At 62.7% G+C, this 25,214-nt stretch carries 28 protein-coding genes and 1 pseudogene; 22 read left to right on the top strand and 7 right to left on the bottom strand.

Annotated elements, in window-relative coordinates; all coding sequences use genetic code 11:
• Positions 1–5 precede the first annotated feature (5 nt).
• Positions 6–980 carry an ABC transporter ATP-binding protein gene (locus B3H86_RS12290; RefSeq protein ID WP_292054331.1) on the bottom strand — a complete coding sequence of 325 codons (975 nt, stop codon included), beginning with the start codon at positions 978–980 and terminating at the stop codon, positions 6–8.
• A 171-nt stretch (positions 981–1,151) separates the two neighbouring features.
• On the opposite strand from B3H86_RS12290, the gene B3H86_RS12285 reads away from it, so the two are divergent.
• The 10 genes from B3H86_RS12285 (at position 1,152) to B3H86_RS12240 (ending at position 8,654) form a co-directional block, all read left to right on the top strand.
• The gene (locus B3H86_RS12285; protein WP_292054328.1) at positions 1,152–1,463 is read left to right on the top strand and encodes a hypothetical protein; all 312 of its coding nucleotides are present in this window, start codon (positions 1,152–1,154) and stop codon (positions 1,461–1,463) included.
• Between the two features lie 79 nt (positions 1,464–1,542).
• Positions 1,543–1,782 carry a zinc-finger domain-containing protein gene (locus tag B3H86_RS12280; RefSeq protein WP_292054327.1) on the top strand — a complete coding sequence of 80 codons (240 nt, stop codon included), beginning with the start codon at positions 1,543–1,545 and terminating at the stop codon, positions 1,780–1,782.
• Positions 1,783–1,824: 42 nt separating this feature from the next.
• Complete coding sequence (locus tag B3H86_RS12275) at positions 1,825–2,265, top strand: VOC family protein (protein ID WP_292054326.1); 441 nt, start codon at positions 1,825–1,827, stop codon at positions 2,263–2,265.
• A complete protein-coding gene (locus B3H86_RS12270) occupies positions 2,232–2,906 on the top strand; it encodes a DUF6655 family protein (protein WP_292054323.1) in 675 nt (224 codons plus the stop codon). Before B3H86_RS12275 ends, B3H86_RS12270 begins: the two co-directional genes overlap by 34 nt.
• A gap of 109 nt (positions 2,907–3,015) precedes the next feature.
• Positions 3,016–3,690, top strand: a complete 675-nt coding sequence (locus tag B3H86_RS12265) for a nicotinate-nucleotide adenylyltransferase (protein ID WP_292054321.1) — start codon at positions 3,016–3,018, stop codon at positions 3,688–3,690.
• A gap of 57 nt (positions 3,691–3,747) precedes the next feature.
• Positions 3,748–4,248 (top strand): ribosome silencing factor, encoded by a 501-nt coding sequence (gene rsfS, locus B3H86_RS12260; protein ID WP_292054359.1) that lies wholly within the window; start codon positions 3,748–3,750, stop codon positions 4,246–4,248.
• 19 nt (positions 4,249–4,267) lie between these two features.
• Positions 4,268–4,732 (top strand): 23S rRNA (pseudouridine(1915)-N(3))-methyltransferase RlmH, encoded by a 465-nt coding sequence (rlmH, locus tag B3H86_RS12255; RefSeq protein ID WP_292054318.1) that lies wholly within the window; start codon positions 4,268–4,270, stop codon positions 4,730–4,732.
• Entirely contained in the window at positions 4,732–5,820 is a 1,089-nt protein-coding gene (locus tag B3H86_RS12250) for a murein hydrolase activator EnvC family protein (protein WP_292054317.1), read from the top strand. The genes rlmH and B3H86_RS12250 overlap by 1 nt, the downstream gene beginning before the upstream one ends.
• 138 nt (positions 5,821–5,958) lie before the next feature.
• Positions 5,959–7,329 carry a S41 family peptidase gene (locus tag B3H86_RS12245; protein ID WP_292054315.1) on the top strand — a complete coding sequence of 457 codons (1,371 nt, stop codon included), beginning with the start codon at positions 5,959–5,961 and terminating at the stop codon, positions 7,327–7,329.
• A 197-nt stretch (positions 7,330–7,526) separates the two neighbouring features.
• Positions 7,527–8,654: a divergent polysaccharide deacetylase family protein gene (locus B3H86_RS12240; protein ID WP_292054313.1), complete on the top strand. Its 1,128-nt coding sequence runs from the start codon at positions 7,527–7,529 to the stop codon at positions 8,652–8,654.
• A 4-nt stretch (positions 8,655–8,658) separates the two neighbouring features.
• Here the strand turns inward: B3H86_RS12240 and bioB are convergent, their stop codons facing one another.
• Positions 8,659–9,645: a biotin synthase BioB gene (bioB, locus tag B3H86_RS12235; protein WP_292054357.1), complete on the bottom strand. Its 987-nt coding sequence runs from the start codon at positions 9,643–9,645 to the stop codon at positions 8,659–8,661.
• A 119-nt stretch (positions 9,646–9,764) separates the two neighbouring features.
• The gene (locus B3H86_RS12230) at positions 9,765–11,258 is read right to left on the bottom strand and encodes a globin-coupled sensor protein (RefSeq protein ID WP_292054312.1); all 1,494 of its coding nucleotides are present in this window, start codon (positions 11,256–11,258) and stop codon (positions 9,765–9,767) included.
• 255 nt (positions 11,259–11,513) lie between these two features.
• Here B3H86_RS12230 and ahcY point away from each other — a divergent pair, with 255 nt between their 5' ends.
• Positions 11,514–12,905: an adenosylhomocysteinase gene (gene ahcY, locus B3H86_RS12225; RefSeq protein WP_292054310.1), complete on the top strand. Its 1,392-nt coding sequence runs from the start codon at positions 11,514–11,516 to the stop codon at positions 12,903–12,905.
• Positions 12,906–12,969: 64 nt separating this feature from the next.
• Here ahcY and B3H86_RS12220 read toward each other — a convergent pair whose 3' ends face one another.
• Both B3H86_RS12220 and B3H86_RS12215 read right to left on the bottom strand, forming a co-directional pair.
• Positions 12,970–14,091, bottom strand: a complete 1,122-nt coding sequence (locus tag B3H86_RS12220) for a hypothetical protein (RefSeq protein ID WP_292054309.1) — start codon at positions 14,089–14,091, stop codon at positions 12,970–12,972.
• A gap of 99 nt (positions 14,092–14,190) precedes the next feature.
• Entirely contained in the window at positions 14,191–16,674 is a 2,484-nt protein-coding gene (locus tag B3H86_RS12215; protein WP_292054307.1) for a TonB-dependent receptor domain-containing protein, read from the bottom strand.
• Positions 16,675–16,832: 158 nt separating this feature from the next.
• Here B3H86_RS12215 and B3H86_RS12210 point away from each other — a divergent pair, with 158 nt between their 5' ends.
• Both B3H86_RS12210 and B3H86_RS12205 read left to right on the top strand, forming a co-directional pair.
• Complete coding sequence (locus B3H86_RS12210) at positions 16,833–17,036, top strand: twin transmembrane helix small protein (RefSeq protein WP_292054305.1); 204 nt, start codon at positions 16,833–16,835, stop codon at positions 17,034–17,036.
• 30 nt (positions 17,037–17,066) lie between these two features.
• Entirely contained in the window at positions 17,067–17,639 is a 573-nt protein-coding gene (locus tag B3H86_RS12205) for a cob(I)yrinic acid a,c-diamide adenosyltransferase (protein ID WP_292054302.1), read from the top strand.
• Positions 17,640–17,712: 73 nt separating this feature from the next.
• On the opposite strand, the gene B3H86_RS12200 is transcribed toward B3H86_RS12205, so the two are convergent.
• The gene (locus B3H86_RS12200) at positions 17,713–18,027 is read right to left on the bottom strand and encodes a hypothetical protein (protein ID WP_292054301.1); all 315 of its coding nucleotides are present in this window, start codon (positions 18,025–18,027) and stop codon (positions 17,713–17,715) included.
• Between the two features lie 151 nt (positions 18,028–18,178).
• Here B3H86_RS12200 and B3H86_RS12195 point away from each other — a divergent pair, with 151 nt between their 5' ends.
• The 9 genes and pseudogenes from B3H86_RS12195 to arfB all read left to right on the top strand — a co-directional run bounded on the left by B3H86_RS12195 (position 18,179) and on the right by arfB (position 24,855).
• On the top strand, positions 18,179–18,943 hold the full coding sequence (locus tag B3H86_RS12195) for an electron transfer flavoprotein subunit beta/FixA family protein (RefSeq protein ID WP_292054298.1): 765 nt from the start codon (positions 18,179–18,181) through the stop codon (positions 18,941–18,943).
• Entirely contained in the window at positions 18,943–19,872 is a 930-nt protein-coding gene (locus tag B3H86_RS12190) for an electron transfer flavoprotein subunit alpha/FixB family protein (protein WP_292054296.1), read from the top strand. Before B3H86_RS12195 ends, B3H86_RS12190 begins: the two co-directional genes overlap by 1 nt.
• Positions 19,873–20,006: 134 nt before the next feature.
• Complete coding sequence (locus tag B3H86_RS12185) at positions 20,007–20,291, top strand: autorepressor SdpR family transcription factor (RefSeq protein ID WP_292054294.1); 285 nt, start codon at positions 20,007–20,009, stop codon at positions 20,289–20,291.
• A gap of 4 nt (positions 20,292–20,295) precedes the next feature.
• Positions 20,296–20,667: an SdpI family protein gene (locus tag B3H86_RS12180; protein WP_292054293.1), complete on the top strand. Its 372-nt coding sequence runs from the start codon at positions 20,296–20,298 to the stop codon at positions 20,665–20,667.
• 15 nt (positions 20,668–20,682) lie between these two features.
• Positions 20,683–20,958: a DUF167 family protein gene (locus tag B3H86_RS12175; RefSeq protein ID WP_292054290.1), complete on the top strand. Its 276-nt coding sequence runs from the start codon at positions 20,683–20,685 to the stop codon at positions 20,956–20,958.
• Positions 20,959–21,050: 92 nt separating this feature from the next.
• Entirely contained in the window at positions 21,051–22,550 is a 1,500-nt protein-coding gene (locus B3H86_RS12170; RefSeq protein ID WP_292054289.1) for an amidohydrolase, read from the top strand.
• 2 nt (positions 22,551–22,552) lie between these two features.
• Positions 22,553–23,911, top strand: a complete 1,359-nt coding sequence (locus tag B3H86_RS12165; RefSeq protein ID WP_292054287.1) for an amidohydrolase family protein — start codon at positions 22,553–22,555, stop codon at positions 23,909–23,911.
• A gap of 82 nt (positions 23,912–23,993) precedes the next feature.
• Entirely contained in the window at positions 23,994–24,449 is a 456-nt protein-coding gene (locus B3H86_RS12160) for a YaiI/YqxD family protein (RefSeq protein WP_292054286.1), read from the top strand.
• A pseudogene (gene arfB / locus B3H86_RS12155) lies at positions 24,449–24,855 on the top strand (alternative ribosome rescue aminoacyl-tRNA hydrolase ArfB). Before B3H86_RS12160 ends, arfB begins: the two are co-directional and overlap by 1 nt.
• A 3-nt stretch (positions 24,856–24,858) precedes the next feature.
• On the opposite strand, the gene B3H86_RS12150 reads toward arfB, so the two are convergent.
• Positions 24,859–25,214 (bottom strand): hypothetical protein (locus B3H86_RS12150; RefSeq protein ID WP_292054284.1); only part of this gene is annotated, 356 nt, incomplete at its 5' end.

Here is a 25,214-nt window from a genome sequence, read left to right as displayed (position 1 = left end):
CGCGGTCAGTCCTTGGTCGGATCAGGGCGGCTGCTGTCGCCATAGGTGAGGGCCAGGAACACGTCTTCAAGATCCGGATCTTCGGTCGTGATGTCGCGGATGGAGATGCCCGCGCCGCGTACGGCGGACAGCACCGCCTCTACGCTCGATTCACCCGTGCGGTAGGTCACGGCAAAAGCCCCGTTCGAGCGGGCGGAGACGGTGAAACCATCCAGATCGGGCAGGGTGGAAATCGGGTCTTCCGGCACCACCACCACATTGCGTGTGTCCAGGCGGCGCAGCAGTTGCTGGGTCGGTTCGCAGGTGACCACCTCGCCGCGATTGACGATGGCGATGGTGTCGCACAGCTCCTGAGCTTCTTCGAGGTAGTGGGTCGTCAGGATGACCGTGACGCCTTCCTCGTTGATCTTGCGGACATAGTCCCAAAGTTGGCGACGCAGTTCGACGTCAACGCCCGCTGTCGGCTCATCGAGGATCAGCACGGGCGGATTGTGGACCAGCGCCTTGGCCACCATCAGGCGGCGCTTCATGCCCCCCGAAAGCTGGCGCACATAGGCATTGGCCTTGTCCGACAGGCCAAGAGCGGCCAGCAGTTCGTCCGAGCGGCGCTCGTTCGCGGGCACGCCATAGAAGCCCGCCTGCACCTCAAGGCTTTCGCGCGGGGTGAAGAAGACGTCGGCGACGATTTCCTGCGGCACCACGCCCAGGGCCGAGCGGACATCGCGTGAATGGGTATCGATGTCGCGGTCCCAGATTTTGACCGAGCCCTCGGACTTGTTGACCACGCCGGCGATGATGTTGATCAGCGTCGATTTGCCCGCACCGTTGGGCCCCAGCAGGCCGAACATCGAGCCGCGTTTGACCGTCAGGTCCACGCCACGCAGGGCAACCTTGGCCGGTGCCTTGCCATTGCCCTTGTAGGTCTTTTTCAGGCCACGGACTTCGATGGCGTTTTCGGGCAGGGCGTTGGCAGCGGTCATGCAGCGGACTTTACATCAGGGTGTGTGACGGATCGTCCCGATAGGTAGGGACGAAAGGCCGCATAGCAAAGCCGTCAAATCAGAAAAAGGTCTGACAAGTGTGCTTGACATAGTGCGAGTTGGGTGTGTAAAGGTTGATTGACACATAGACAAGTACTCTGGACAAAACCAATGACCCTTTCTGCTCCTGTATCGAACAATGTTTCCGCCAAGCGCTCGCCCAGACTGCGCACCTTCGGCTTCATCGCTCTAGGGTTCTGTGCCTTGGGTTATGCCGGTTTCGTGGCCTCGTTCTTTGCGATCAAGGCTTCCTATGTCTCGATGGCTGTCGGCCTGACGATGGCGGGTGTTTTCGGTGTGGTGGGTGAAGCCGGCCTGTGGATCGGTGCGGCCTGCCTGGGTCTGAGCTTCTATGCCCGCCGCCGCGAGAAGCTGGCGCGTTGGTTCGGTCGCGTGAAGGGCAATCTTGCCCGGTCCAGCTGACGACAGGGGCGCGCTGGCGGTTTGACCTCGCCGCACTGTAAGCCTAGGAAGGCGCAAACGCCTTCCCGAGGATTTAGCCATGCCGCCGCGCCACTCTGACGCCCTTATCCCTCAAGCTGAAGAAATTCTGGTCACGCAGAAACGCGTTGCCTGCGATGGCGGCGGCGGTGCTCTGGGGCACCCTCTGGTTTATCTGGAAATGGGTGAGGACACCTCGGTGGAATGCACCTATTGCGACCGCCGTTTCGTTCTGTCGGCAAACCACCACGACGAGATCGAATACCTCGATCCTGCGGCACGTCCGCCGGAAGCGCACTGAGCCCTTTCGCCACTTTTCCGGTTTACAAGCGTTAGGCAGTTCATGCGTTACCTACACACTATGGTCCGCGTTAAGGACCTCGACGCCTCCATGCATTTCTACCGTGATCTGCTCGGACTGGTCGAAACACGCCGTATCGAAAATGAAGCGGGTCGCTTTACCCTCGTCTATCTGGCCGCGCCGGAAGATGAAGGCCGCGCCCGCGCCGAAAAGCAGCCTGAAGTCGAGCTGACCTATAACTGGGACACCGAAGACTATGACGGCGGCCGCAACTTCGGCCACCTCGCCTTCGAGGTCGATGACATCTATGCGGCCTGCGAAAAGCTGGCTGCGGGTGGCGTAACCATCAACCGCCCGCCGCGTGACGGCTGGATGGCCTTCATCCGGTCGCCGGACAACATCTCGATCGAGCTGTTGCAAAAGGGCGAACGACTGGCTCCGGCGGAGCCGTGGGCGTCCATGCCCAATACGGGCGTCTGGTAATGGCGATGGCGCATGGAGTTATCCGCAAGGGCCTGACGGTAGCGGCAATCGCCACCGCAATGGCCGCTCTGACTGCATGCGCCTCGGTCACCGAGACCAATCCCGCACGGACGGCGACGGACATGTTGCTCGTCAACCGTGCTGCGGAACGCGCCGTCGAAGGCTTGACCCTGCCGATCCCGCAAGGGGCGCGGGTCTATGTCGACGAAACCTATTTCGTCGCCGAGAACGCCAAATACGCGATCAGTGCCATACGGGCCGCCCTGTCCGAGGCGGGCTATGCGATCGTGCGCGAGCGCGGCGAATCCGACGCGGTATTCGAGGTCCGCGCTACGGCCCTGTCGCTGGAGCAGATGCGTCGCGTCTTCGGCATTCCTGACATGCGCGTGCCGATCAACGAGGCGCTGAACGTCGTCTCCATCCCGGAGGTGTCGATCTATTCGAACCGCGACCGGATGGGCGTGGCCGAGTTTTCGGGCTTTATCTATGACACCCGTACAGGTCTGCCGCTGGGGGCAGTGACCCCGATGATCGGCCAGTACAAGATCCGCAGCCACAAGGCCCTGATGATGATCACCTGGGGCCAGCAGCTGGCCCAGCCGGGCGAGCGTGATCCGGGTTCCAGCTGGCGCGAATTCTGATTTCCGTCAGGTAAGCTTATCTGCTTTTAGGCCGCGACAGGGGCAATGGCTCATGTTAGGGCACGGTTGAGCATAAGCCGCTGTAGATCTCCTAGCCGCAGAGCTGCCCTTGTCGTTTTTCCATGCCGGTCCCGCCCCCAAAGGCAGTGGCCCCCGCTCCGGGGCCCTGCGTGATGGACTGTATCTGACGCCGGGGATGAAGGTCGGCCTGTTCGGTGGGTCGTTCAATCCTGCCCACGACGGTCATGCCCATGTCGCCGAAACGGCCATGCGCCGCCTCGGTCTGGATCGTGTGGTCTGGCTGGTCTCTCCGCAGAATCCGCTGAAATCCACGCATGAGATGGCACCGCTGGAAGAGCGTATGCAGTCCGCGCGCGAGGTCGCCCAGACGGTCGGTCCGAACATGATTGTTTCGGATGTCGAGACCCGTATCGGCACCCAATGGACCATCGATACGCTTAGAACTTTGGTCGCGCGTCATCCGGGCGTGAACTTTGTCTGGCTGATGGGGTCGGACAACCTTGCCGGCTTCCATCGCTGGCGGGGCTGGACCGACATCATGCGGTTGATGCCGATGGCGGTCATCGCCCGCCCCGGAAGCCTGCTGGACAGCCGTTCTGCGCCCGCGGCGGTACGGTTTGGACGGTTCCGCATACCGTCACACGAGGCGGGGCTTCTACCCAGTCTCGAAGCCCCTGCCTGGACCTATCTGGTCGCGCCGTTGAACCCGCGATCCTCCACCGCGATCCGCGCGGCCCGCAAGCGAACCGCGCAGGACGGGTGACGTTATCCGCAGGCCGTGCTATAGTAGGGCTTTGGTAAACCCTATTGGAGCCCTCCGCTGAGCCCCCAATCCGCGCACGATGCGCACGACGTCACTGCCCAGACGGCAGAGCGTGATACGGACGCCCTCGATCCCCTCCATTCGGACGCGGGCGAGTTTGACGACGAGTCCAACGAGGATGACGCTGGTGACCGCCAGCCTCTGCCGACCGGCGCGACCGAGTTGGAAAACGCCATTCTGGCCAAACTTGATTTCGACAAGGCACAGGACATCGTCCTGATCGACCTGCGCGGCAAGAGCCCGATGTCCGACGCCATGATCGTGGCTTCGGGCCGCTCGCACCGTCACGTCGGTGCTCTGGCCGACCACCTGCTGCGCCTGTTCAAGGAACAGGGCCTCGGCAAGGTGAAGGTCGAGGGCCTGCCGCACTGCGACTGGGTGCTGCTGGATGCCGGTGACGTGATCGTTCACCTGTTCCGTCCGGAAGTCCGCACCTTCTACAACATCGAAAAGATCTGGGCCGTCGACAGCGCACACCGTGGCGCTGGCCGTAACTGACCCAGACGGACGTTAGGCCATGAAGCTGGCGATTGCCGCCATCGGCAAGCCGGGCCGCGGGCCCGAAGCCACTCTGGCAGACGACTATGCCCGGCGGGCGACCCTTGCGGGTCGGCCGCTGGGGCTAGGCCCCCTCGAACTGATTGATCTTGAGCCGCGCAAGGCGGGCAAGGGACCGGAAGCCGAGCTTTTGCTGGCCGCCGCCGAGGGCGCGCATCTGATCGCCTGTGATGAACGCGGCAAGGCCTATTCCAGCCGTGCCTTTGCCGAACACATCGGCAATCTTCGCGACCAGGGCGAGCGCAGGCTGGTGTTTGTGATCGGCGGCGCGGACGGGCTGGACCCGCGCGTGCGCGAGGTGGCCCGCTCGACTTTGGCGTTCGGTCCCCAGACATGGCCGCATGCCTTGGCCCGCGCCATGTTGGCGGAACAGGTCTATAGGGCCGTGACGATCCTGTCCGGATCACCTTATCATCGGGACTGATGACCCGATCCGCTCTCCTCATTGTGGCGACAGGTGCACTGGTGCTGGCAACGGCAGGCGTGGTCTACAGTGCGCGCGCGCCACAGAGCGAAGAGCTGGCGCGGCTGAATGCGGAATACCGTGATGAGTTGGCCCGCGCCCGTCGCCTTCGCGCCGAGGCAGCGCAGGCCGCCGAAGATCTGGTGTCGCTGGATGCGCAGTTGGTGGCCTTGCGTGGCGAGGAGGCTGCCGATGACCTGCAGATGGAAGCCCAACGCGCCCGTCTGAAAGAGCTGGGAGAACGCGAGGCGCATCTGCTGGCGCAGATGTCACGTGAAGGCGCGGCGCAGGGGCGTCTCCTGTCGGCCCTGCAGATGATGTCGCGCAAGCCGCCACCGCCGCTGCTGGTTCCGGCCGAGCGGGCGCGCGATACGGTGCGCGCCAATATCATGATCCGTGCCATGACGCCTGAAATCCAGAAACGCACCAGCGTGCTGGTGGAGCGTCAGGAAGAGATCAACCGCATCCGTCGCCTTGCGGCCCTGTCCAGCGAGAAGCTCTTTACGGTTGAAAGTGCCCAGAACCAGAGACGCGCGGAGATCGAAAACCTGACCGCGCGAAAGACGGCGCTGCGGGCTGTCCTGCGGGCCGAGGCATCACGGGCCGAACGCGCCACCGCAGCGCTGGAGGCGCGCATCCGCGAGGTGGGCGGTGCCGTGCCGTCGGTCGATGACCGTCCTGCCGAAACCGTGTCCCGTCATCCGGCAGGGCGCGAGCGTCTGGTGCGTCCGCTTCAGGCGGTGCCGGCCCAAAAATACGGCCAGGGCTCTGTGGGCTGGCGCTGGCAGGCGGCGAACTCCACAGTCTCGGCTCCGGCTCCGGGCCGTGTCTTGTTTGCGGGGCAGATGCGTGAATGGGGCGAGATCGTCATTCTGGACCTCGGGCCGGGCTGGCGTGCGGTGCTGGCGGGGATGGACAATGTCGATGTCGAAGTCGGACAGCGCGTGGCCGAAGGGCAGGTGCTTGGCCGTACGGGCGATGATGGTGAGGCCTATTTCGAGCTGAGGCGTGGCGAGCGCCCGATCGACCCTGCGCCCTGGATGGACTGATCCCGCAGGATTTTGTTCGCACAACACGCGAAACCTGCAAAAAATCCGGTGTCTACCGATTGTAAGCTGGCCGGTTGCGCGTCAGGATCACATCGAATGGTTTTCGGTCGCCCCCGGTGGCCGCAGGAAAGAAGACGAATGCGTAAATTGCTTCTCGTGGGCTGCGCGGCCCTGGTCCTGGGTGGTTCCGCGGCGGCTGTGGCCAGCCAGACCCCACGCAACGAGACATTCCGCATGCTGGAATTGTTCGGCGATGTTCTGGGCATCGTCGAGCAGGTCTATGTCGTTCCTGTCGATAACAAGAAGCTGATCGAAGCGGCGCTGTCGGGCATGATGACGGCCCTGGATCCGCACTCCAACTATCTGGCTCCCAAGGCCTATGGCGATCTGCGTGAACGCACCGAAGGCCAGTATTCGGGTGTCGGCCTGACGATTTCCGCTGACGGTCCGCTGATCAAGGTCGTCTCGCCGATGGACGAAAGCCCTGCGGCCCGTGCTGGCGTGCAGGCAGGCGACGTCATCAGCGCCATCAACGGCCAGTCCACGGCCGGCATGACCGTCAGCGATGTGTCCGACAAACTGCGCGGCGCTGCCGGTACGTCGATCAAGGTCACCTTCCTGCGCGATGGCGAGGATGCCCGCGAGGTCGAACTGACCCGTGAAGTCATCAAGGTAAACTCGGTCTCGGGCCGTATTGAAGGCGATTATGGCTATCTGCGTATCTCGCTGTTCAACGAGAATACCGAACGCGAGCTGATCGAGAACATCAACAAGCTGAAGGCCGAGAAGCCAGCCCTGAAGGGCTTCATCCTTGATCTGCGCAACAATGGTGGCGGTCTTCTGACGGCGGCCGTGGCCGTCTCGGATGCCTTCCTCGAGCGCGGCGAGATCGTCAGCCAGCGTGGTCGCAAGCCCGAGAACATCGAGCGTTGGTGGGCCAAGCCCGGCGATCTGACGGGCGGTCTGCCGCTGGTTGTTCTGATCAACTATGGCTCGGCCTCGGCTTCGGAGATCGTCGCCGGTGCCCTGAAGGATCATGAACGCGCGACGGTCGTGGGCCTGACCTCTTTCGGCAAGGGTTCGGTACAGACCGTTATTCCCCTGCGTGGCGGTCAGGACGGTGCCGTGTCCATTACGACGGCCCGTTATTTCACCCCTTCGGGCCGCTCAATCCAGAAGATCGGTATCGAGCCTGATCTGGAAGTCGCCCGCAGCGAGAGCGAAGCCAAGGTTATTGCCCGTTCCAGCTTCATCTATTCGGAAGCGGCCTATGCGACGGCGCTGGATTCTTCCATCGGTGCCGAGCGTCGTGGTCCGCATACACCCAATGAAGCGCCGGGTGCCGACTATGACAAGGATGCCGACTATCAGCTGCAGCGCGCAATGGATGTGCTGAAGGTTGGCGGCGATCTGTCCAAACTGCCGCCTCCGCCGCAGGGCATTATCGTGCACACGGGTGAAGAGCCCGCCGTGACCGTCGAGCCGGAAATCAAGCCGGATCAGGACTAATCGAGCGCTGTTCCGGCTTTTGTCCAACGTGGTGAATAAACGTTAGGCTTTCTTAACCCCGACGTGGCTTGATCATGGGTGAAGGTTGCCGTCCGTGCGGCAGCTCCCCCCATGACTGATCGAGCATTGCTGTGACCATGTTCGCTAAGCGACAATCTGCGCTTGCCGCTGCGGCGGGAACACCGACGCAGTCGCGTATGGAACGTATCAGCCAAGCCCTCTTGGCTCGCCCGCAAGTAATTGTCGGGGCGGCAGGCTTGTGCGTGGTCGGTGCTGTGGCACTCGTCATCGCCCTGGTCGGAGACGAGCGGGCCGGCATGCCCTCGGCCCGCGTGCGGCTGACGGCCGAGAAATCCCCGATCGAGGTGGCCAGCGGTCAGGACGTCTTCGGCTTCTCGGGCATGGACCTGTATCAGGACGCCGCCATTGAAGGTCTCGAGGGTGAGGGGATGGCGGGTTCGGACGAAGCCATCATCACCCTGCCGGATGGAGCCAGTGTATCTTCGAGCGGCACGTTCTCGGCCCCCGTGCGTCAGCCGGACCCGTTGCCCGCAGCCCCCATTGCCGGATTGCATCAACCGGGCCCGGAAGGTCCGCTGCCGCGTATCGCCGCCGATGGCCGTGTTCCGGCGCAGGCCTATGCCCGCCCGTTCCGTCCGAACGGTAAGCCGACCGTCGCCTTGGTCGTGGGCGGTCTGGGCCTGAACGCAGTGACCACCCGCGCCGCGATCGAACGCCTGCCCGCCGAGGTGACCCTCAGCTTTGTGCCCTATGCCGATGGCCTGCAGCGCTGGATCGACATGGCCCGCTCCTATGGCCACGAGGTTCTGCTGGAACTGCCGATGGAGCCGACCGGCTATCCCAACAATGACCCCGGTCCCTACACCCTGCTGGCCAACAGTTCGGCGGATGATGTGTCCGTCAAGCTGGACTGGCTGCTGTCGCGGGCCGTTGGCTACTATGGCGTGACCAACTATCTGGGGGATCGTTTCGCCGGTGCGGAAGGCCCGACCGGCGCGATGATGTCGCAACTGCGCCAGCGCGGTCTGGCGTTCCTTGATGATGGGACTCTGTCGGGCCGTCCGGGGGCATTCGCCCGCGCGACGGCTGACCGGATCATTGACGAGGACCAGTCACCAGCCTCCATCCTGCGTCAGCTCCACGCCCTTGAGGTCCAGGCCAAGACCGATGGCAGCGCCTTCGGCAGCGGCTTCAGCTATCCTGTGACGGTCGAGACGGCGGCCCGCTGGGTCGCCGGTCTGGAGCAGCGCGGTATCCAACTGGCGCCCGCATCGGCCATGACCCGACGCGGACGCTCGTCCTGATCCCCTAGCGTTCTGCCGCCTGAGGCATGGGCCTGAGGTCCAGCATGCGGAACAGGGCGTCGTCCTGATCTTCCTCGGGGTTGGGGGTGGTCAGTAGTTTGCCGCCCACAAAGATGGAGTTGGCACCGGCCAGGAAGCACAGGGCCTGCATTTCCTCGCTCATACCCTCACGTCCGGCGGACAGTCGCACCATTGATTTCGGGCAGACCAGACGTGCCACGGCGACAGTGCGAACGAACTCGACAGGGTGGATTTCGCCTTCTTTCAGCACGCGCTCGCCCAGGGGCGTGCCGCCGACGGGCACCAATGCGTTGACCGGCAGACTGTCGGGATGCACGGGCAGGGTCGCCAAGGCATGCAGCAGGCCTGCGCGGTCACGGCGGCTTTCGCCCATGCCGACAATGCCGCCGCAACAGGTGCGCATACCTGCATCGCGTACGTATTCCAGCGTCTTCAGTCGGTCGTCATAGGTGCGTGTGGTGACGACCTGATCGTAATAGTCGGGGCCGGTGTCGAGGTTGTGGTTGTAGTAGTCCAGACCCGCTTCCTTGAGCTGGCGGGCTTGATCGGCGCTCAGCATTCCCAGCGTGGCGCAGGTTTCCAACCCCAGAGCCTTCACCCCGGAAATCATGGCGGCCAGTTTGGGCGTATCGCGGTCTTTGAGTTCGCGCCAAGCCGCGCCCATGCAGAAGCGGCTGGCTCCACCGGCCTTGGCGGCCATCGCCTCGGCGATGACTGTGGCCGGCTCCATCAGCTTTTCGGCCTTTAGGCCGGTTTTGAAACTGGCGGACTGGGAGCAGTAGCCGCAGTTTTCGGCACAGCCGCCCGTTTTCACTGAAAGCAGTTGGCTTTTCTGGACTTCGCTGGGGTCGAAGCTTTGGCGATGGACCGTAGCCGCCCGATAGACCAGCTCCATGAAGGGCAGGGCAAAGAGGGCTTCGACCTCTTCCAGCGTCCAGTTATGACGCGGTTGGGACAGCTCGCGGGTCACAACAGCGGGTTCAAAGCGGTCGTCGGCCAAATCACTCTCCTCCGGTAGAAGGGGAGGTTGGTACTCGCCTTGGAGAAGAAACCCAACCCCCCGTTCAAGGAACGGTAGTTGTTTCTGATTCAGGCGGCTTCGGTGTTGCTGACCGCAAGCCGGATGGAGGCTTCGTTTTGACCCAGATTGAAGCGGCTCACCTGTTGATTGAGGATGTGGGCCTCATTGGCCAGCTGTCGGGCCGCAGCGGTCGCTTCTTCGGTCATGGCGGCATTCTGCTGGGTGATGTCGTCCATTTCGCCCATCGCCCTACGGACACGGTCCAGTGCCTCGGCCTGTTCCTGTGCGGAATGGGCGATGCTGCCGGCCAAACCGTCTACGGCTACGACCTTGGCACCGATACGCTCCAGTGCATCCCCCGTCTTTTCGACCAGATCGACGCCACGCGAAACATGGGCCGAAGACGTCGAAATCAGGCCGCGGATTTCGCCAGAAGCCGCTGCGGAACGCTGGGCGAGGGCCCGCACTTCCTGTGCCACGACCGAGAAGCCGCGACCGGCATCGCCCGCACGGGCAGCCTCGACGCTGGCGTTCAGGGCCAGCAGGTTGGTCTGGAAGGCGATCTCGTCGATCAGGCTGGTGAAGCGAGCGATCTCGGCCGAGGAGTCGGCGATGGCGTGGATGGCCTTGACGGCATCCGCAACGATGGTGGTGGTTTCCTGCACATCCAGTCGGGCTTCGGCGACGGCCTGCGCGGTCTGGCGGGCACCGTCGGCAGAGGTCGCGACCTGTTGGGCGATGGCATCGGCCTCATGGACGGTGCGTTCCAGATTGGCGGCCTGACGTTCGGTGCGGGTCGCCAGATCTTCGGAGGCGACGGCCAGTTGGCTGGAGCCGGCGCTCAGGCTCTCGACGCTGTCGGCCACAGCACGCACCGCTGTGCGCAAGGCCCGGGTCGCCGCGTGGAAGTCGTGTTGCAGCGAGCGGTACTCTGGCGGGAAACTGTCGGTGATGGTCGTGGACAGGTCGTTCTCCGCCAGATCGTGCAGGGCGCGGCCCAAAGCCTTCACCACCTGCGTCTGGCGAGCCTCGGCCTCGGCCTGTGCGCGTTCGGCGCGGTTACGGGACTCGGCCAGCGTCTCCAGATAGACGCTGATGGCCATGTCCATATCCAGAAGAACGCGCTGGGTCAGTTCGGCAATGGCGTCTGCGGTATTTCGGTCATGCGCCTTGCGATTGGCAAACAGCTTGCGCGGGCGCTCGGAAATGGCGCGTGTCAGATGGGCGAGGATGACGCTGTAGCCACCGATGTACCAGCGCGGCTCCAGACCGATACGGGCGTGAACCCGACCGATTGAGCGCACTGACTCGGCGTATTCGGCATCGGCGCGACCTTCAATGATCGCCTTCCAGTGCACCCGCTGTGCAGCGTGGGCCGCCGAAATATGTGCCTCGTCCTTGAAGAAGCGGGCGGTTTCGGGCTCCTGGCGCACGCGGTCATAGAACAGGTCCAGAGCCTTGGGCAGGGCTTCTGCAATTACCGGCCCCACAGCCATATAGGCTGGGCTGGGAGCACCCATGCCCATGAACTGGATGCGATGGTCAAGCGCTTGAATCGACATACGCAACTACCCCTACAGCGGTGCTGGCCCCGCACCGACAGCACTGTTTTCTCAAGGCCAAGCTTGTCCATAAGGGCCGTTCCCCAACGGAACCTTAATCTGGATCAAAGATTTAGGGATTGTCGCGCTCAATCATATAAGGACTTCTTTATATGATCATTGCCCTGAGCGGGCAGGCGCGGTATAGGCAGGCAGAGCAAACTGCCGTTCCATGCCAATTCGCCTGCGGGCGCATGACATAAGAGACCCCTCCGCATGACCGATTATATCGTACGCGACATCTCCCTGGCCGATTTCGGCAACAAGGAAATCGCCATCGCCGAAACCGAAATGCCGGGCCTGATGGCGCTGCGTGCGGAATACGGTTCCTCGCAGCCGCTGAAGGGCGCGCGTATCGCCGGTTCGCTGCACATGACCATCCAGACCGCCGTGCTGATCCAGACGCTGGAAGCGCTGGGTGCCGAAGTGCGCTGGGCCTCGTGCAACATCTTCTCGACGCAGGATCACGCCGCTGCCGCTATCGCCGCCAACGGCACGCCGGTCTTCGCCCTCAAGGGTGAAACCCTCGAAGAATACTGGGACTATGCCCACAAGATCTTCGAATGGGCTGACGGCGGCTATCCGAACCTGATCCTCGACGACGGCGGCGACGCCACCCTGCTGTGCGTGCTTGGCCCGAAGGCCGAGAAGGACCCGTCGGTCCTCGACAACCCGACCAATGAGGAAGAAGAAGCCCTCTACAAGGTCATGAAGCGCTATCTGGCCGAGAAGCCGGGCTTCTATTCGGCCATCCGCGACGCCATCGGCGGCGTGTCGGAAGAAACCACCACCGGCGTGCACCGCCTGTACCAGATGGCAGAGCGCGGCGAACTGCCGTTCCCGGCCATCAACGTTAACGACAGCGTCACCAAGTCGAAGTTCGACAACCTGTACGGCTGCCGTGAATCGCTGGTTGACGCCATCCGCCGCGGCACCGACGTCATGCTGTCGGGCAAGGTCGCAGTCGTTTGCGGCTACGGCGACGTGGGCAAGGGCTCGGCCGCTTCGCTGCGCAACGGCGGCGCCCGCGTGATCGTCACCGAAATCGACCCGATCTGCGCCCTGCAGGCCGCGATGGAAGGTTACGAGGTCCAGACGCTGGAAGACGTCGCCGACAAGGCCGACATCTTCGTCACCACCACCGGCAACAAGGACGTCATCCGCGTCGAGCACATGCGCGCCATGCGCAACAACGCCATCGTCTGCAACATCGGTCACTTCGACTCGGAAATTCAGGTCGCTGGCCTGAAGAACCTGAAGTGGGACGAGATCAAGCCGCAGGTGCACCACATCGAGTTCCCGGACGGCAAGAAGATCATCCTGCTGTCGGAAGGCCGTCTGGTGAACCTGGGTAACGCCACCGGTCACCCGTCGTTCGTGATGTCGGCCTCGTTCACCAACCAGACGCTGGCCCAGATCGAACTGTGGACCAACGCCTCGAAGTACGAGAACAAGGTCTACACCCTGCCCAAGCACCTCGACGAGAAGGTCGCCTTCCTGCACCTGGCCAAGCTGGGTGCCAAGCTGACCGTCCTCAACGAAGAGCAGGCCAAATACATCAACGTGCCGGTCGAAGGCCCGTTCAAGCCGGAACACTACCGCTACTAAGACGCGGTTCCGGTTATCGGAAAACGAAGAAGGGTCGGTGGAAACACCGACCCTTTTTTGTGGCTCAAACCTGAAACTCGGCAGCCAGATCGTCGAAGTTGCGACCCATGAGCCCTGTTTCGAAATCCATGAAGATGTCGATCAACTCGTCGACCTGAACGGGCGGGCTGCCCGCCTTGAAGCGGAAGCGCCAGAAGCTGACGATATGCTGGATGGCCCCCAGCTGGTCGCCCAGCCGGCTGAACAGGCTGGGCGCTTCCAGAAGGAAGTCGCGGAAGGCCAGCGGATCGCCCCGCTGGGTCAGGCCCGCATAGGCGTGGTCATAGTATTTCAGGGTCTGGCTGACCTTGTCGCAGGTCTGCATGATGTTGCTGCGCAGAACGCCGCGACCGCGTTTGATATACTCGCGGGCCGAGGGATCGACCGGCCCCCACGGGGTAACGGTGGCCACCTCGTCGGCAACCTTGACGATGTCCTGCATCAGGCTGTTGAGGCACCATTTGTAATAGAGGAAGCCTTTCCAGCAGAAGACGCCTTCCTGGTACTGTTCCGGTTCCAGCCGCAGTGTCATGCGCAGGGCTTCCAGACGGTCGCCCGGTGTGTTTGACAGGATCTTGCTGGCCATCCTTGCCGATGAATGGGTGGCATCCACATTGGCCCCGATGCTGAGTGACACCAGCGGCTCGATCTCGCGCTCGACAAAGGCCGACATCTTGGCCAGATCGGCTTCGGAAATGGCAAAGTAACAGGGGGCCGCATCCACACCGCCCCGCCGCAGCTGTTCGCGCAGCAGGAAGGGGTCCAGCGAAGGCAGCTGGTCCATCAGGCGCAGCGTGCGGATGTCCGGATGCTCCGCAGGCAGGCCAAACGCCTCGAGCATGACGCGCTCGAACCCGATCTGGTTCACGAATACAAACCGGCCTCCGGTCTTCAGGTCGGTCGTATCGATCGGCAGCACCAATTTGGTCGCCACCTGACGCCGGCCGGGAAATGAATCCGTCTCGTTGCGGCGCAGGCGGTGTTTGATGATCAGCGAAGTGTTGAGCGAGGGCGTCTGGAACATGGGACGCTCGGACCACTCATCAGTGTGGCCGTGATCATCTGCGACCTTGAGTAGATTCAGTACGCGGGCAGTGGATGCTGAGCGACGAAGATGTTCGAGGTTTCGTATGGCGCGGTCGGACATGCCCCTTCTTATGACGGTGATTTATGACCAACGGCTTAGCTTGGCTCAGCAAAAAGGCCACCGTTTCCGGTGGCCTTTCGCAAGTGCTGGATGCGGGGCCTAGAAGCGCGCGTTCAGGCTGACCCACAGGCTGCGGCGCTTATCCTTGTTGTTGTAATCGTCGATAAAGGACACTTCGTCGGAACCGTACTGGCCGTCGTTGTTGAGGTCGTTGAAGATGGCCGAGTACGAGGTGAAATCGCGGTCCAGCAGATTGTTGACGCGCGCGTTGAGGGTCAGCCAGTCGTTGACCTCGTATGAGCCGGACAGGTTCAGGACGGTATAGTCTTTGTAGTAAACGTCCTGGGCTGCCGTCGAATAGGTCGAGGCATAGCGGTCGGCGCGTGTTTCGCTGGACAGCATGAAGCTGAGACGATCGGTCGGGCGCCAGTTGGCAGATGCATTCAACATGTGCTTGGCGGTATCGCCCAGAGGCTTGCCCTTGTTATCGCCGCTCTTCTGCTCGCTGTCCGTATAGGTGTAGTTGGCGCGCAGGCTGATGGCGTCCGTGATCTGCCAGCGACCGGCCACCTCCGCACCGCGAATGACCACTTCGTCGATATTGGTCTTGCGGGTTGCGGTGGGCGCATAGCCGATCTCGGCATACTCGCCGGTGGGGGCGCATTGCAGTTGCAGGGTCGGACCGCATGGCTGGGTGGCGATCTTGTCGTCAAAGGCGTTGTTGAAGACGGTCACATTGAAGTTGTGACCCTCGGGATGCTGCCAATAGACCGCCAGTTCGGTGCTGACGCTCGTCTCCGGCTTCAGGTCGGGGTTGCCGAACTGGGGCGTGGTGCCCTGACCACCAAAGCCGACGATGCCATCGTATAGGTCGGTGGTCTTGGGGGTCTTGTAGCCGGTCGAGACGCCACCCTTGATGGTCCAGGCCTCGCTCAGCGTATAGACGCCGTAAAGACGCGGGCTGAACTGGTTGCCGAAAACTTCGTGGTCGTCGAAGCGGATGCCGCCGGTCAGGGCGAAGGCGTCGGTCGCCTGCCAGGTGTCCTCGGCAAAAAGCGAGTACATGTTGTGGTCCTGGGTCTTGCCGGCATTGCCCGCTTCCAGACCGAATACGCCGTCGCTCAGTTCGCCGCGGATGACCTGACCGCCCAGCACGATGCGGTGCTCGCCGTACCAGTTGCGGACCATGTTCAACTGGGCGTCCAGCGTCAGTTGCTCGCTCTCCAGCGTGCGTTTCGGACGCGGCAGGAAGGCCTGGAGCTGCGCCATCTGCTGCGGCGACAGATTGGCACGCATCACGGCCAGCTTCTGGGCTTCCGACAGATTGTTCCAAGCATTGGCGTTGCGATAGCCCATCGCAGCGGAAGGCGCGCAGAAGCCGTTACCGGCAACCGTTCCCCCGAGATTGACGCACGCCGCATTCCACAGGCCCTGCAGCGACTGGCGCTCGGCCACCGAGAAGGGCAGGGTGCGGCCCTCGTTGCTTGTCGAGACGTGCGACAGCGACAAACGGGTATTGCCGAACGACCACTGGCCTTCATGGGTCAGGGCCAGGGAATCCCGGGTGAACTCCTGCGACGGGGCATAACCGGCGCGGGGCTCGACGCGGCCGTTGTTACCGATGCGCAGGGCTGCGCCATAGTTGTCGACCGTCCCGACCGGGTATTCCTCGATGCCCTGGTCATTCACGCGGATGGCATTGTCATACTTCTGTTTGGACGTGTCGTAGTCGAAGGTAACCGTCTGGTTGGCGGTCGGGGTATAGGTCAGGGTCAGACCGCCCGAGATGTTCTCGTTATCGACAGTCTTGCCGCCGCCGCCGAAACCGAGGGCGCGATCCACCGGCTCGCCGTTCGGGTCCTTGATGGTGTCGTATACGGGATTGGAGGCGTCGCGCTGATAGTAGCTGGCGCGCACGCTGAGGTTCAGCAGGCCTTTGATGAGCGGACCGTTGGCGTACAGGTCGTAGGTCGTGTCGTCACCGTACTCATCCTCCATCTGGAAGGTACGGCCTGCGGTCATCGACCCCGACCAGCGATCGAGCGAACGTTTGGTGATGATGTTGATCACACCGCCCATTGCGTCGGCACCGTAAAGGGTGGAGGCCGGACCTCGGATCACCTCGACGCGCTCGACCGAGTCCAGCGGCGGAATGTGGTTGAACTGGTTGCCACCGAAATTGTTCGGGTAGATGTCGCCGTGGTTGTTCTGGCGACGGCCGTTGATCAGGATCAGGGTGTAGTCCGAGCCCATGCCCCGCATTGAGATGGTGCCCTGGCCCGTCTTGTCGCGCGTCTCGCCGATATCCACGCCTTCGAGGTCGCGCACGGCATCCAGCAGTGTGATGTAGGGGCGCTGGCTAAGGTCTTCTGCCGAGATGACGCTGATGCTGGCCGGGGCATCGACGATCTTCTGTTCATAGCCCGCTGCGGTCACGACGATGTCGGACACACGCACTGGTTCATCGAGGGGCGTTTCCACGGACGTACCGGCGTAGGCTGCTGGGCTGGCGGCCAATGTACCCACAGACAGGGTGGTGGCAGCGAGCAGGCGGGTACGACGGGAGGTCTTCAGGAAACGCATGTTTGCCCCTTACTGATTTGAGAATGCTTCTCAACTCTTTTTGCAAACGATTTTCAATGGCGAGTCTTTTGATTGCGACAACCTGCCGCACCTTTGCGGTTCACGCTGATTGAGGTCGCCCTACTGGCGCCGCTGACCGCAAAGCCATAGAAGGAGGCATGACCCTGATCGATATCCTGATCCTCCTGGCTATCGGCGGCGTGACCGTCACCCTGGCGCTGGGCATTTTCGGCCTTTATCGCAACACCGACGAGTCCCGCAGCCGCTCCAACAAGCTGATGCGTCTGCGCGTCCTGCTACAGGCCGTAGCCATTGTGCTGCTGGTCATCGGAATGGCCATCAAGACGGCCCACTCGGGCTGAGGCCCGCATAACCAGTAAAGGGAGGGCGCGATGGTTACGCTCAACAAGATTTACACCCGCACCGGCGACAAGGGCACGACCCGACTGGCGACCGGCGAGGAAGTCTCCAAAAACGGTAGCCGCGTTTCGGCCTATGGCACGGTGGACGAGTTGAACTCGGCCATCGGCGTGGCCCGCCTGCACAGTGCCCAGAACGACCGTATCGATGCGATGCTGGGCCGTATCCAGAACGAGTTGTTCGATCTGGGGGCCGATCTGGCCACCCCGCTTGAGCCTGCGCCCAAATGGGAGGCCCTGCGCATTGTCGCCTCGCAGGTCGAGCGGCTGGAGCAGGAAATCGACTGGATGAACGAGAGCCTCAAACCGCTCGACAGCTTCATCCTGCCGGGTGGTTCTCCGCTCTCGACCTATCTGCACGTGGCGCGAACCCTTTGCCGTCGGGCGGAACGCGATACCGTCGCCATGATCGAAGCGGGTGAAAAGATTAATACCGAGGCGCTGAAATATCTGAACCGTCTTTCGGACCACCTGTTCGTGGCGGCGCGCCGCGCCAATGCGAACGGTGCCGACGACATCAAATGGGTTCCGGGCGCGACGCGCTGATCGCCTGGATGGCTGACCATAAGAAAAGGGCTGCGGTGACGCATCACCGCAGCCCTTTTTTGATCATGGCCGATCAGTTTTTCGTTAGCGCCTCGACACGTGCCCGTTCGGCTTCGGTGGCATCGCGCCGTGCGCGGTTATAGGCCGCCAGCTGGGCTTCCTTATCCACCAGATCCTTGTTCATCTGGGCAGAGGCCTCGGCGCGGGTCACGCCTTCGGGGCGTCCGGTAATGTCGGGAATATAGATGGGCTGTGCGCAGATACGGGTTTCCATATCGTACCAATGGCCTTTTTTACTGCAGGCGATCTCGGGATCGACCCAGAAACGTTGCAGCACAAAGACGCCAATCAGGCCCAGAGCAAACAGCCCTGCAAAAATGATCGACAACCGGCGAAAGGTCAAAAAGCGCTTCATAAGGCCGGTATAGATCAAAAATGACCTATTGGAATGCCTGAACTTCACCTTAGGTTACGTTGACAGGCGCGGACTTACCGTCCAATCCCTCCCCCAAACTTTCGACGATCAAGCGGATAGTCTCATGAAGATACTTGTCCCGGTGAAACGGGTGATCGACTCCAACGTGAAGGCTCGCGTCAAGGCGGACCAGACCGGCGTTGATCTGGCCAACGTTAAGATGAGCATGAACCCCTTCGACGAAATCGCCGTCGAAGAGGCCGTGCGCCTGAAAGAAGGCAAGGAACACCACGCTGCCGGCACCGCCAGCGAGATCGTTGTCGTCTCCATCGGCGTGACCCAGGCCCAGGAAACCATCCGTACGGCTCTGGCCATGGGTGCCGACCGCGGCATTCTGGTCCAGTCGGACGCCGACCTGGAGCCGCTGGCCGTTGCCAAGCTGCTCAAGGCTGTCGTCGACGAGGAAAAGCCGGACCTGATCCTGATGGGCAAGCAGTCGATCGACGGCGACAACAACGCTGTCGGCCAGATGCTAGCCGCCCTGCTGGACTGGCCGCAGGCCACCTTCGCCGGCAAGCTGGTGATCGAAGGCCAAAAGGCCACCGTGACCCGCGAAGTCGATGGCGGTCTGCAGACCGTTGCTGCCGAGCTTCCGGCCGTGGTCACCGTTGACCTGCGCCTGAACACCCCGCGCTACGCTTCGCTGCCGAACATCATGAAGGCGAAGAAGAAGGAAATCGTCACCAAGTCGGTCGCCGACTACGGTGTCGACGTGGCCGACCGTCTGAAGGTCCTCAAGGTTACCGAGCCGCCGAAGCGTTCGGCGGGTATCAAGGTGGCCGACGCCGCTGAACTGGTTGCTAAGCTCAAAGACGCAGGTGCTCTGTAATGGCTGTTCTCGTTATTGCTGACCACGACGGCTCGGCCGTCCGCGACACCACCCACAAGACCGTGACCGCCGCCAAGGCCATCTCGGGCGACGTGGACGTTCTGGTCCTGGGCAAGGGCGCACAGGCCGTTGCCGACGCCGCCGCCAAGATCGACGGCGTGCGCAAGGTCCTGCTGGCCGAAGGTGAAGGCGTCTCGCACGGCCTGGCCGAAGCTGTGACTGCCACCGTTGTGCCGCTGGCCGCCGACTACGACGCCGTGCTGGTTCCGGCCAACACCGACGGCAAGAACTACGCCCCGCGTATCGCCGCCAAGCTGGATGTGGCCCCGATCTCGGACATCGTGGAAGTCGTCTCGGCTGACACCTTCGTCCGCCCGATCTACGCCGGCAACGCTCTGGAGACGATCCAGACCTCGGACGCCAAGAAGGTCATCACCGTGCGTCCGACCGCATTCGCCGCGGCCGGTGAAGGTGGCTCGGCCTCGGTCGAGACCATCGCCGCTGCCGAAGGTGCCAAGATCGCTTTCGTCTCGGAAGAAATGGTCAAGTCGGACCGTCCGGAACTGGGCGCTGCCAAGATCGTCGTCTCGGGCGGTCGCGCCCTGGGTTCGGCCGAAGAGTTCAAGGCTGTCATCGAGCCGCTGGCCGACAAGCTGGGTGCCGCCGTCGGTGCCTCGCGCGCTGCTGTGGACGCTGGCTATGCCCCGAACGACTATCAGGTCGGTCAGACCGGCAAGGTCGTCGCTCCGCAGGTCTACATCGGTATCGGTATCTCGGGTGCCATCCAGCACCTGGCCGGTATGAAGGACTCCAAGATCATTGTTGCCATCAACAAGGATCCGGACGCCCCGATCTTCCAGGTCGCCGACTTCGGCATCGTGGGCGACTACAAGACGGTCGTTCCGGAACTGATGGCCGCTCTGGGCTGATCCTGCGGTTCAGGCCATTTGGCCGCTAAATGATTGAGGGCGCAGTACCGCTAAGGTCTGCGCCCTTTTTCATGTTAAAAATCGTCGTTATAAATTCGATTGACTCAATTCGATAATTAGCTAAACGTCTCATCGTGAGCCAGGTATTTAAAGCCCTTTCCGATCCAACCCGCCGCCGGGTTCTTCAACTCCTTAGACAGGGGCCGATGAGCGCAGGCGAGTTAAGCGACCGTTTTGAGGTTTCGAAACCGACCATGTCGGCCCATTTCAATGTTCTGCGTGAAGCCGATCTGGTGCACGCGGAAAAGGTCGGGAAGTCGGTCGTCTATCACCTGAAGCTCTCTGTCCTGGAGGATGCCCTGCTGGGTTTCGTCCATTCCTTTGGCCTCGATGCAGAGCCACCCAAAACAGGAGACTAAGGTGATGAAACAAGAAACATTGAACAGCCTGTGCTGGGGCATCGGCATACTGGTTCTAGCCCTTGTCGCCAGTTCTGCCCGATCCCGCGGCCTGATCGATCAGGAAATGACCATGCGCATCGTGCTGGGGGCAACGGGCCTGATGGTTGTGGCCTTTGGTAACCGTATCCCCAAGACCTTTGCCTCTTCCGAGGGAGCCAGAAAAGCCAAGCGCGTAGCGGGTTGGTCTATGGTCATCAGCGGCCTGATCTATGCATCGGCCTTTGCCTTTGCGCCTATGGATATTGCGATCTGGCTTGGCTGCGGGGCGGTGGCTATAGGGATTGCCATCACCTTGCTCTATTGCGCTCGCCAGCGTCCACATGCGCCAGCCTAAGCTTTAGACACATCGATGACTTCCCGCCTCGCTATTAAACTGACCCCTCGTGCCAATGTCGACAAGGTCGAGGGGTGGGATGTCGATCCCGAAGGGCGACCGGTTCTGAAGGTGCGGGTGAGGGCCCAGCCGGTTGAGGGCGAGGCCAATGCAGCCTTGATTGCCCTGCTGGCCAAGGTGCTCGGCGTGCCGCGCCGTCACGTGAATCTCTCGCGCGGGAGCCAGTCCAGATTAAAGATGGTTGAGGTTACCGGCCTTAACGACGCGGAAGTACGCGAAAGATTGCCCTAACGCTGATTTCGGCCTTTACAGTCGCGCCGCGTCACTCCTTCAATGCACCCCGTTGTCTGCCCGCAGGCTGCGGGCGCGAGGGGGGTTCGCCCATGTTTGTAAATCGCTTGCGAGGTCCTAGCCTCGCGATCCTGTCTTGCGCCGTGGGCGCGCTAATCCTGACGGCATGTTCGACGACGGGCACGGCGGCATCGTCCTCGTCCTCCGTTGACACGCCACCTGCCCGTGCTGAGGCCAAGGCCATGTTGCCGGGCCTGAACAGTGCCTCGGACCTCAATCCCTATCCTTCGACCTATCGCCCGCTGCCCCGCCAGAACATGGCGATTGTCGGGGCGACTGTATTCGACGGCGCTGGACGCAAGATCGAGAACGGCGTGGTCGTTGTGACCGATGGCCGGATCGCGGCGGTCGGTGGGGCCAATACTCCCGTTCCGCAGGGCCATCAGGTGGTTGACGCCCGTGGCCGCTTCGTATCGCCGGGCATTATCGATATCCACTCCCACCTCGGCGTCTATCCGTCCCCCGGTGTCACGGGCATGTCCGACGGCAACGAGATGACCGGTCCGAACACGGCCAACGTCTGGTCCGAACACTCGGTCTGGCCGCAGGACCCGGGTTTCAACACCGCCCGAGCCGGTGGTGTGACCACGGTGCAGATCCTGCCCGGCTCGGCCAACCTGTTCGGCGGTCGCGGCGTGACCCTGCGCAATGTGCCGGCCACCACCATGCAGGCCATGAAGCTTCCGGATGCGCCTTACGGCCTCAAGATGGCCTGCGGCGAAAACCCGTCGCGCGTCTACGGCAGCCGCAACCAGACCCCGGCCACCGGCATGGGCAATATGGCGGGATACCGCGCGGCCTTCATCGCCGCGCAGGATTACCGCGACAAGTGGAACAAATACCGCGAGACCGGACAGGGCACGCCCCCGACCCGCAACCTGCAACTGGAAACCATTGCCGGTGTGCTGGATGGCTCCATCCTCGTGCAGAACCACTGCTACCGCGCCGACGAGATGGCGCTGATGATGGATCTGGCCAAGGAGTTCGGCTTCAAGATCCAGGTCTTCCACCACGCCATCGAAGCTTACAAGGTCGCGCCGCAACTGGCCGAGGCCGGTATCTGCGCGGCCATGTGGACGGGCTGGTGGGGCTTCAAGATGGAAGCCCTGGACGGCATCGAGGAGAATGCCGCCATCGTCGATGCGGCCCCGAACTCGTGCGCGGTCATCCACTCCGACGATGCCGAACTGATCCAGCGCCTCAATCAGGAAGCCGCCGCCTCGCTGTCGGCGGGCCGCCGTGCCGGTCTGGATATCTCCGAGGAACGCGCCATCAGCTGGATCACGCTGAACGCCGCCAAGGCCATCGGCATCGATGACCAGACCGGTTCGCTGGAAGTCGGCAAACGTGCCGATGTGGTGATCTGGAGCGCCAATCCGCTGTCGGTCTATGCCCGCGCCGATCAGGTCTTTATCGACGGTGGTCTGGCCTTTGACCGTAACAATCCGGCCTATCAGCCGGTGTCCGACTTCGAACTGGGCCAACCGGGCTTTAATCGCCCCGCTGCTGGCGTTGTGCAGGGAGCCCGCTGATCATGCGTATGACCACTCTTATCGCCGCCGCAGCGGCGGCTCTGCTCTCGGCCACTCCGGCTCTGGCTCAGGACATCGCCATCACCGGCGGCAAGGTTCTGACCGGTAGCTCGGTCATCGAGAACGGCACGGTCGTTATCCGTAACGGTCGTGTGGTGTCGGTCGGTCGCGGTGCGGCCCCGGCCGGTATGCGTACCATCGACGCGTCCGGCAAGGTCGTGACGCCGGGCATCGTCGCCGTGGATTCCGGTATCGGGGCCAGCGAGGTCGGCTCGGTCTCCGGCTCGAACGACCTGTCCAACAATGCCAACACCCTGACGGCGGCGTTCGATGTCTCTTACGGCATCGATCCGTGGTCCTTCACCATTCCGACGGCCCGTCTGGGCGGTGTGACCCGTGCGGTTGTCACGCCCCAGCACGGCGGTTCAGGCGGCGGCCACAGCCATGACGATTCCGGTTTCGACGACATGTTCGCCGGTGCCGGTCACGGCGGCTATCAGTCGCCGGGCTTGTTCGCAGGTCAGGCTGCTGTCATCAGCCTCAAGGACGGCTCCAGCATACTGGTGAAGTCCAAGGTCGCCATGACCGCCCCGTTCGGCGAGGCCGGTGCCCGCATCGCCGGTGGCGCGCGCGGCGCGCAGTTCGTCCTGTTCAAGGAAACCCTGAACGAGGTGCGACTGTATGCCCGTAACAAGACCGCCTACGAGCGCTCCTCCCTGCGTGACCTGTCGCTGTCGCGGGCCGATCTGGAGGCGCTGATCCCGGTGGTCGAGGGCCGTATGCCGCTGATCGTCACGGCCAACCGTGCGTCCGACATCCAGCAGGTGCTGCGTCTGGCCCGCGAGGAAGGTCTGAAGATCATAATCGACGGTGCCGCCGAAGGCTGGCTGGTGGCCAACGAGATCGCTGCCGCCAATGTGCCGGTGCTGGTCCATCCCACCACAAATCTGCCGGGCAATTTCGAGATGCGCGCCGCGCGCATGCAGAACGCCGCCGCCCTGCATGCCGCGGGTGTGACCATCGCGCTCAAGGGTAACGAGGGTTCGACCCACCGCGCCCGCGATATCCGCTACAACGCCGGCAATGCCGTCTCGCACGGTCTGCCGTTCGATGCCGCCATTGCGGCCATCACCGTCAACCCGGCGAAAATCTTCGGCTTCGACGGCCAGTTCGGCGAGTTGAAGTCGGGCGCGGCGGGCGATGTGGTGGTGTGGTCCGGCGACCCGCTGGAGCCGCTCAGCCAACCGCAGGCCGTCATCATCGATGGTGTGGAGCAGCCGCTCCAGGCCCGGAACCTGATGCTGCGTGACCGCTATCTGCCGAATGCGGCGGGTGACCGTCCGCACGGCTATAGCTACTGAGAACCCGATAGGTTCAGCTTGGGGGCATCCGGTCTATGGCCGGATGCCCTTTTGTTTGTCTGGCGCTGCGCTAGAAGGGGCTATGTCCAAGACCTTCTACATCGATGCCGACGCCTGCCCCGTGAAGGAAGAGGTGTACCGCGTGGCGCGCCGCCTGAACTGGCCGGTGTGGGTGGTGTCGAACAGCTGGATCCGCACGCCCCAGGAAAGCCTGATCCAACAGGTGGTGGTCGATGCGGGACCCGATGTGGCCGATGACTGGATCGCCGAGCGAGCAGGCAAGGGGGATGTGGTCATCACCAATGACTTTCCGCTGGCCGAGCGCTGCCTGAAGTCGGGCGCCGAATGTATCCGTCCGAACGGCACGGTTCTGGGCGAGAACACCATCGGCTCGGCGTTGGCCGGTCGGATGGTGGGCGAGCACCTGCGCTCGATGGGAGTCGAGACATCCGGTCCGCCGCCCTTTTCCAACGCCGACCGTTCGCGCTTTCTTCAGGCGCTGGATGCGGCATCGGCCCGTGCGGCAAGGAAGGCGTGATGGCCGAGATCAAACGCCGCATCCCTGATGAAGAGCTGGAGTTCCGCTTCTACCGCGCTGGAGGTCCGGGCGGGCAGAACGTCAACAAGGTCTCGACCGCCGTGCAGATGCGGTTCGATGCCAAGAACTCGCCCAGCCTGAATGACTACACGCGCGAGCGGCTGATGAAGAAGGCGGGCAGCCGCCTGACGCTGGAGGGGGTGATCGTGATCACCGCCACCCGTTTCCGCACGCAGGAACGCAACCGCGAGGATGCCATCGAACGGCTGGAGCAGATGGTGGCCGANNGCGGCAGGCCTATCGCGTGCCGACCAAGCCGACCCGCAGTTCCAAGGAACGCCGCCTCAAGGCCAAGTCCACCCGCTCTGTGATCAAGAGCGGGCGGGGCAAGGTCAGTCTCGACTGAGGATCAGTCCTGCGCCGGACGGAACAGCAGGGCCGCGATCTGGTCTTCGTTGTCGAAGCCGATGACCCATTCGGTCGCCTGATTGGCAAACTCGACGCGGAACAGGTCTACGCCGTCCGGTTGCGCCTTGTGGGTGATTGACTTGAGATTACCGAACTGGCTCAGCAGGCTGCCGATCTGGCTGGCCTGCGGGCGGATTTTTTCGGCCAGATCGTCGCTGAACATGATGTAGTCGATCTGTCCCGTACGCAGGGCCGAGATGACGTCACGCAGGGCCTCTTCGGCGCGGGCGATATCGGGGGCCGAAGCCGGAGCGCCAGCCGGTGCGGTGGCCGGTGCCTGGGCGGGAGCCTGGGCCG

Source organism: Brevundimonas sp. UBA5866, from assembly GCF_002432125.1.
Classification (GTDB): Bacteria; Pseudomonadota; Alphaproteobacteria; order Caulobacterales; family Caulobacteraceae; genus Brevundimonas.
Note: the sequence above shows the minus strand (reverse complement) of the source record. Positions and strands in the feature narration are given on the sequence as shown.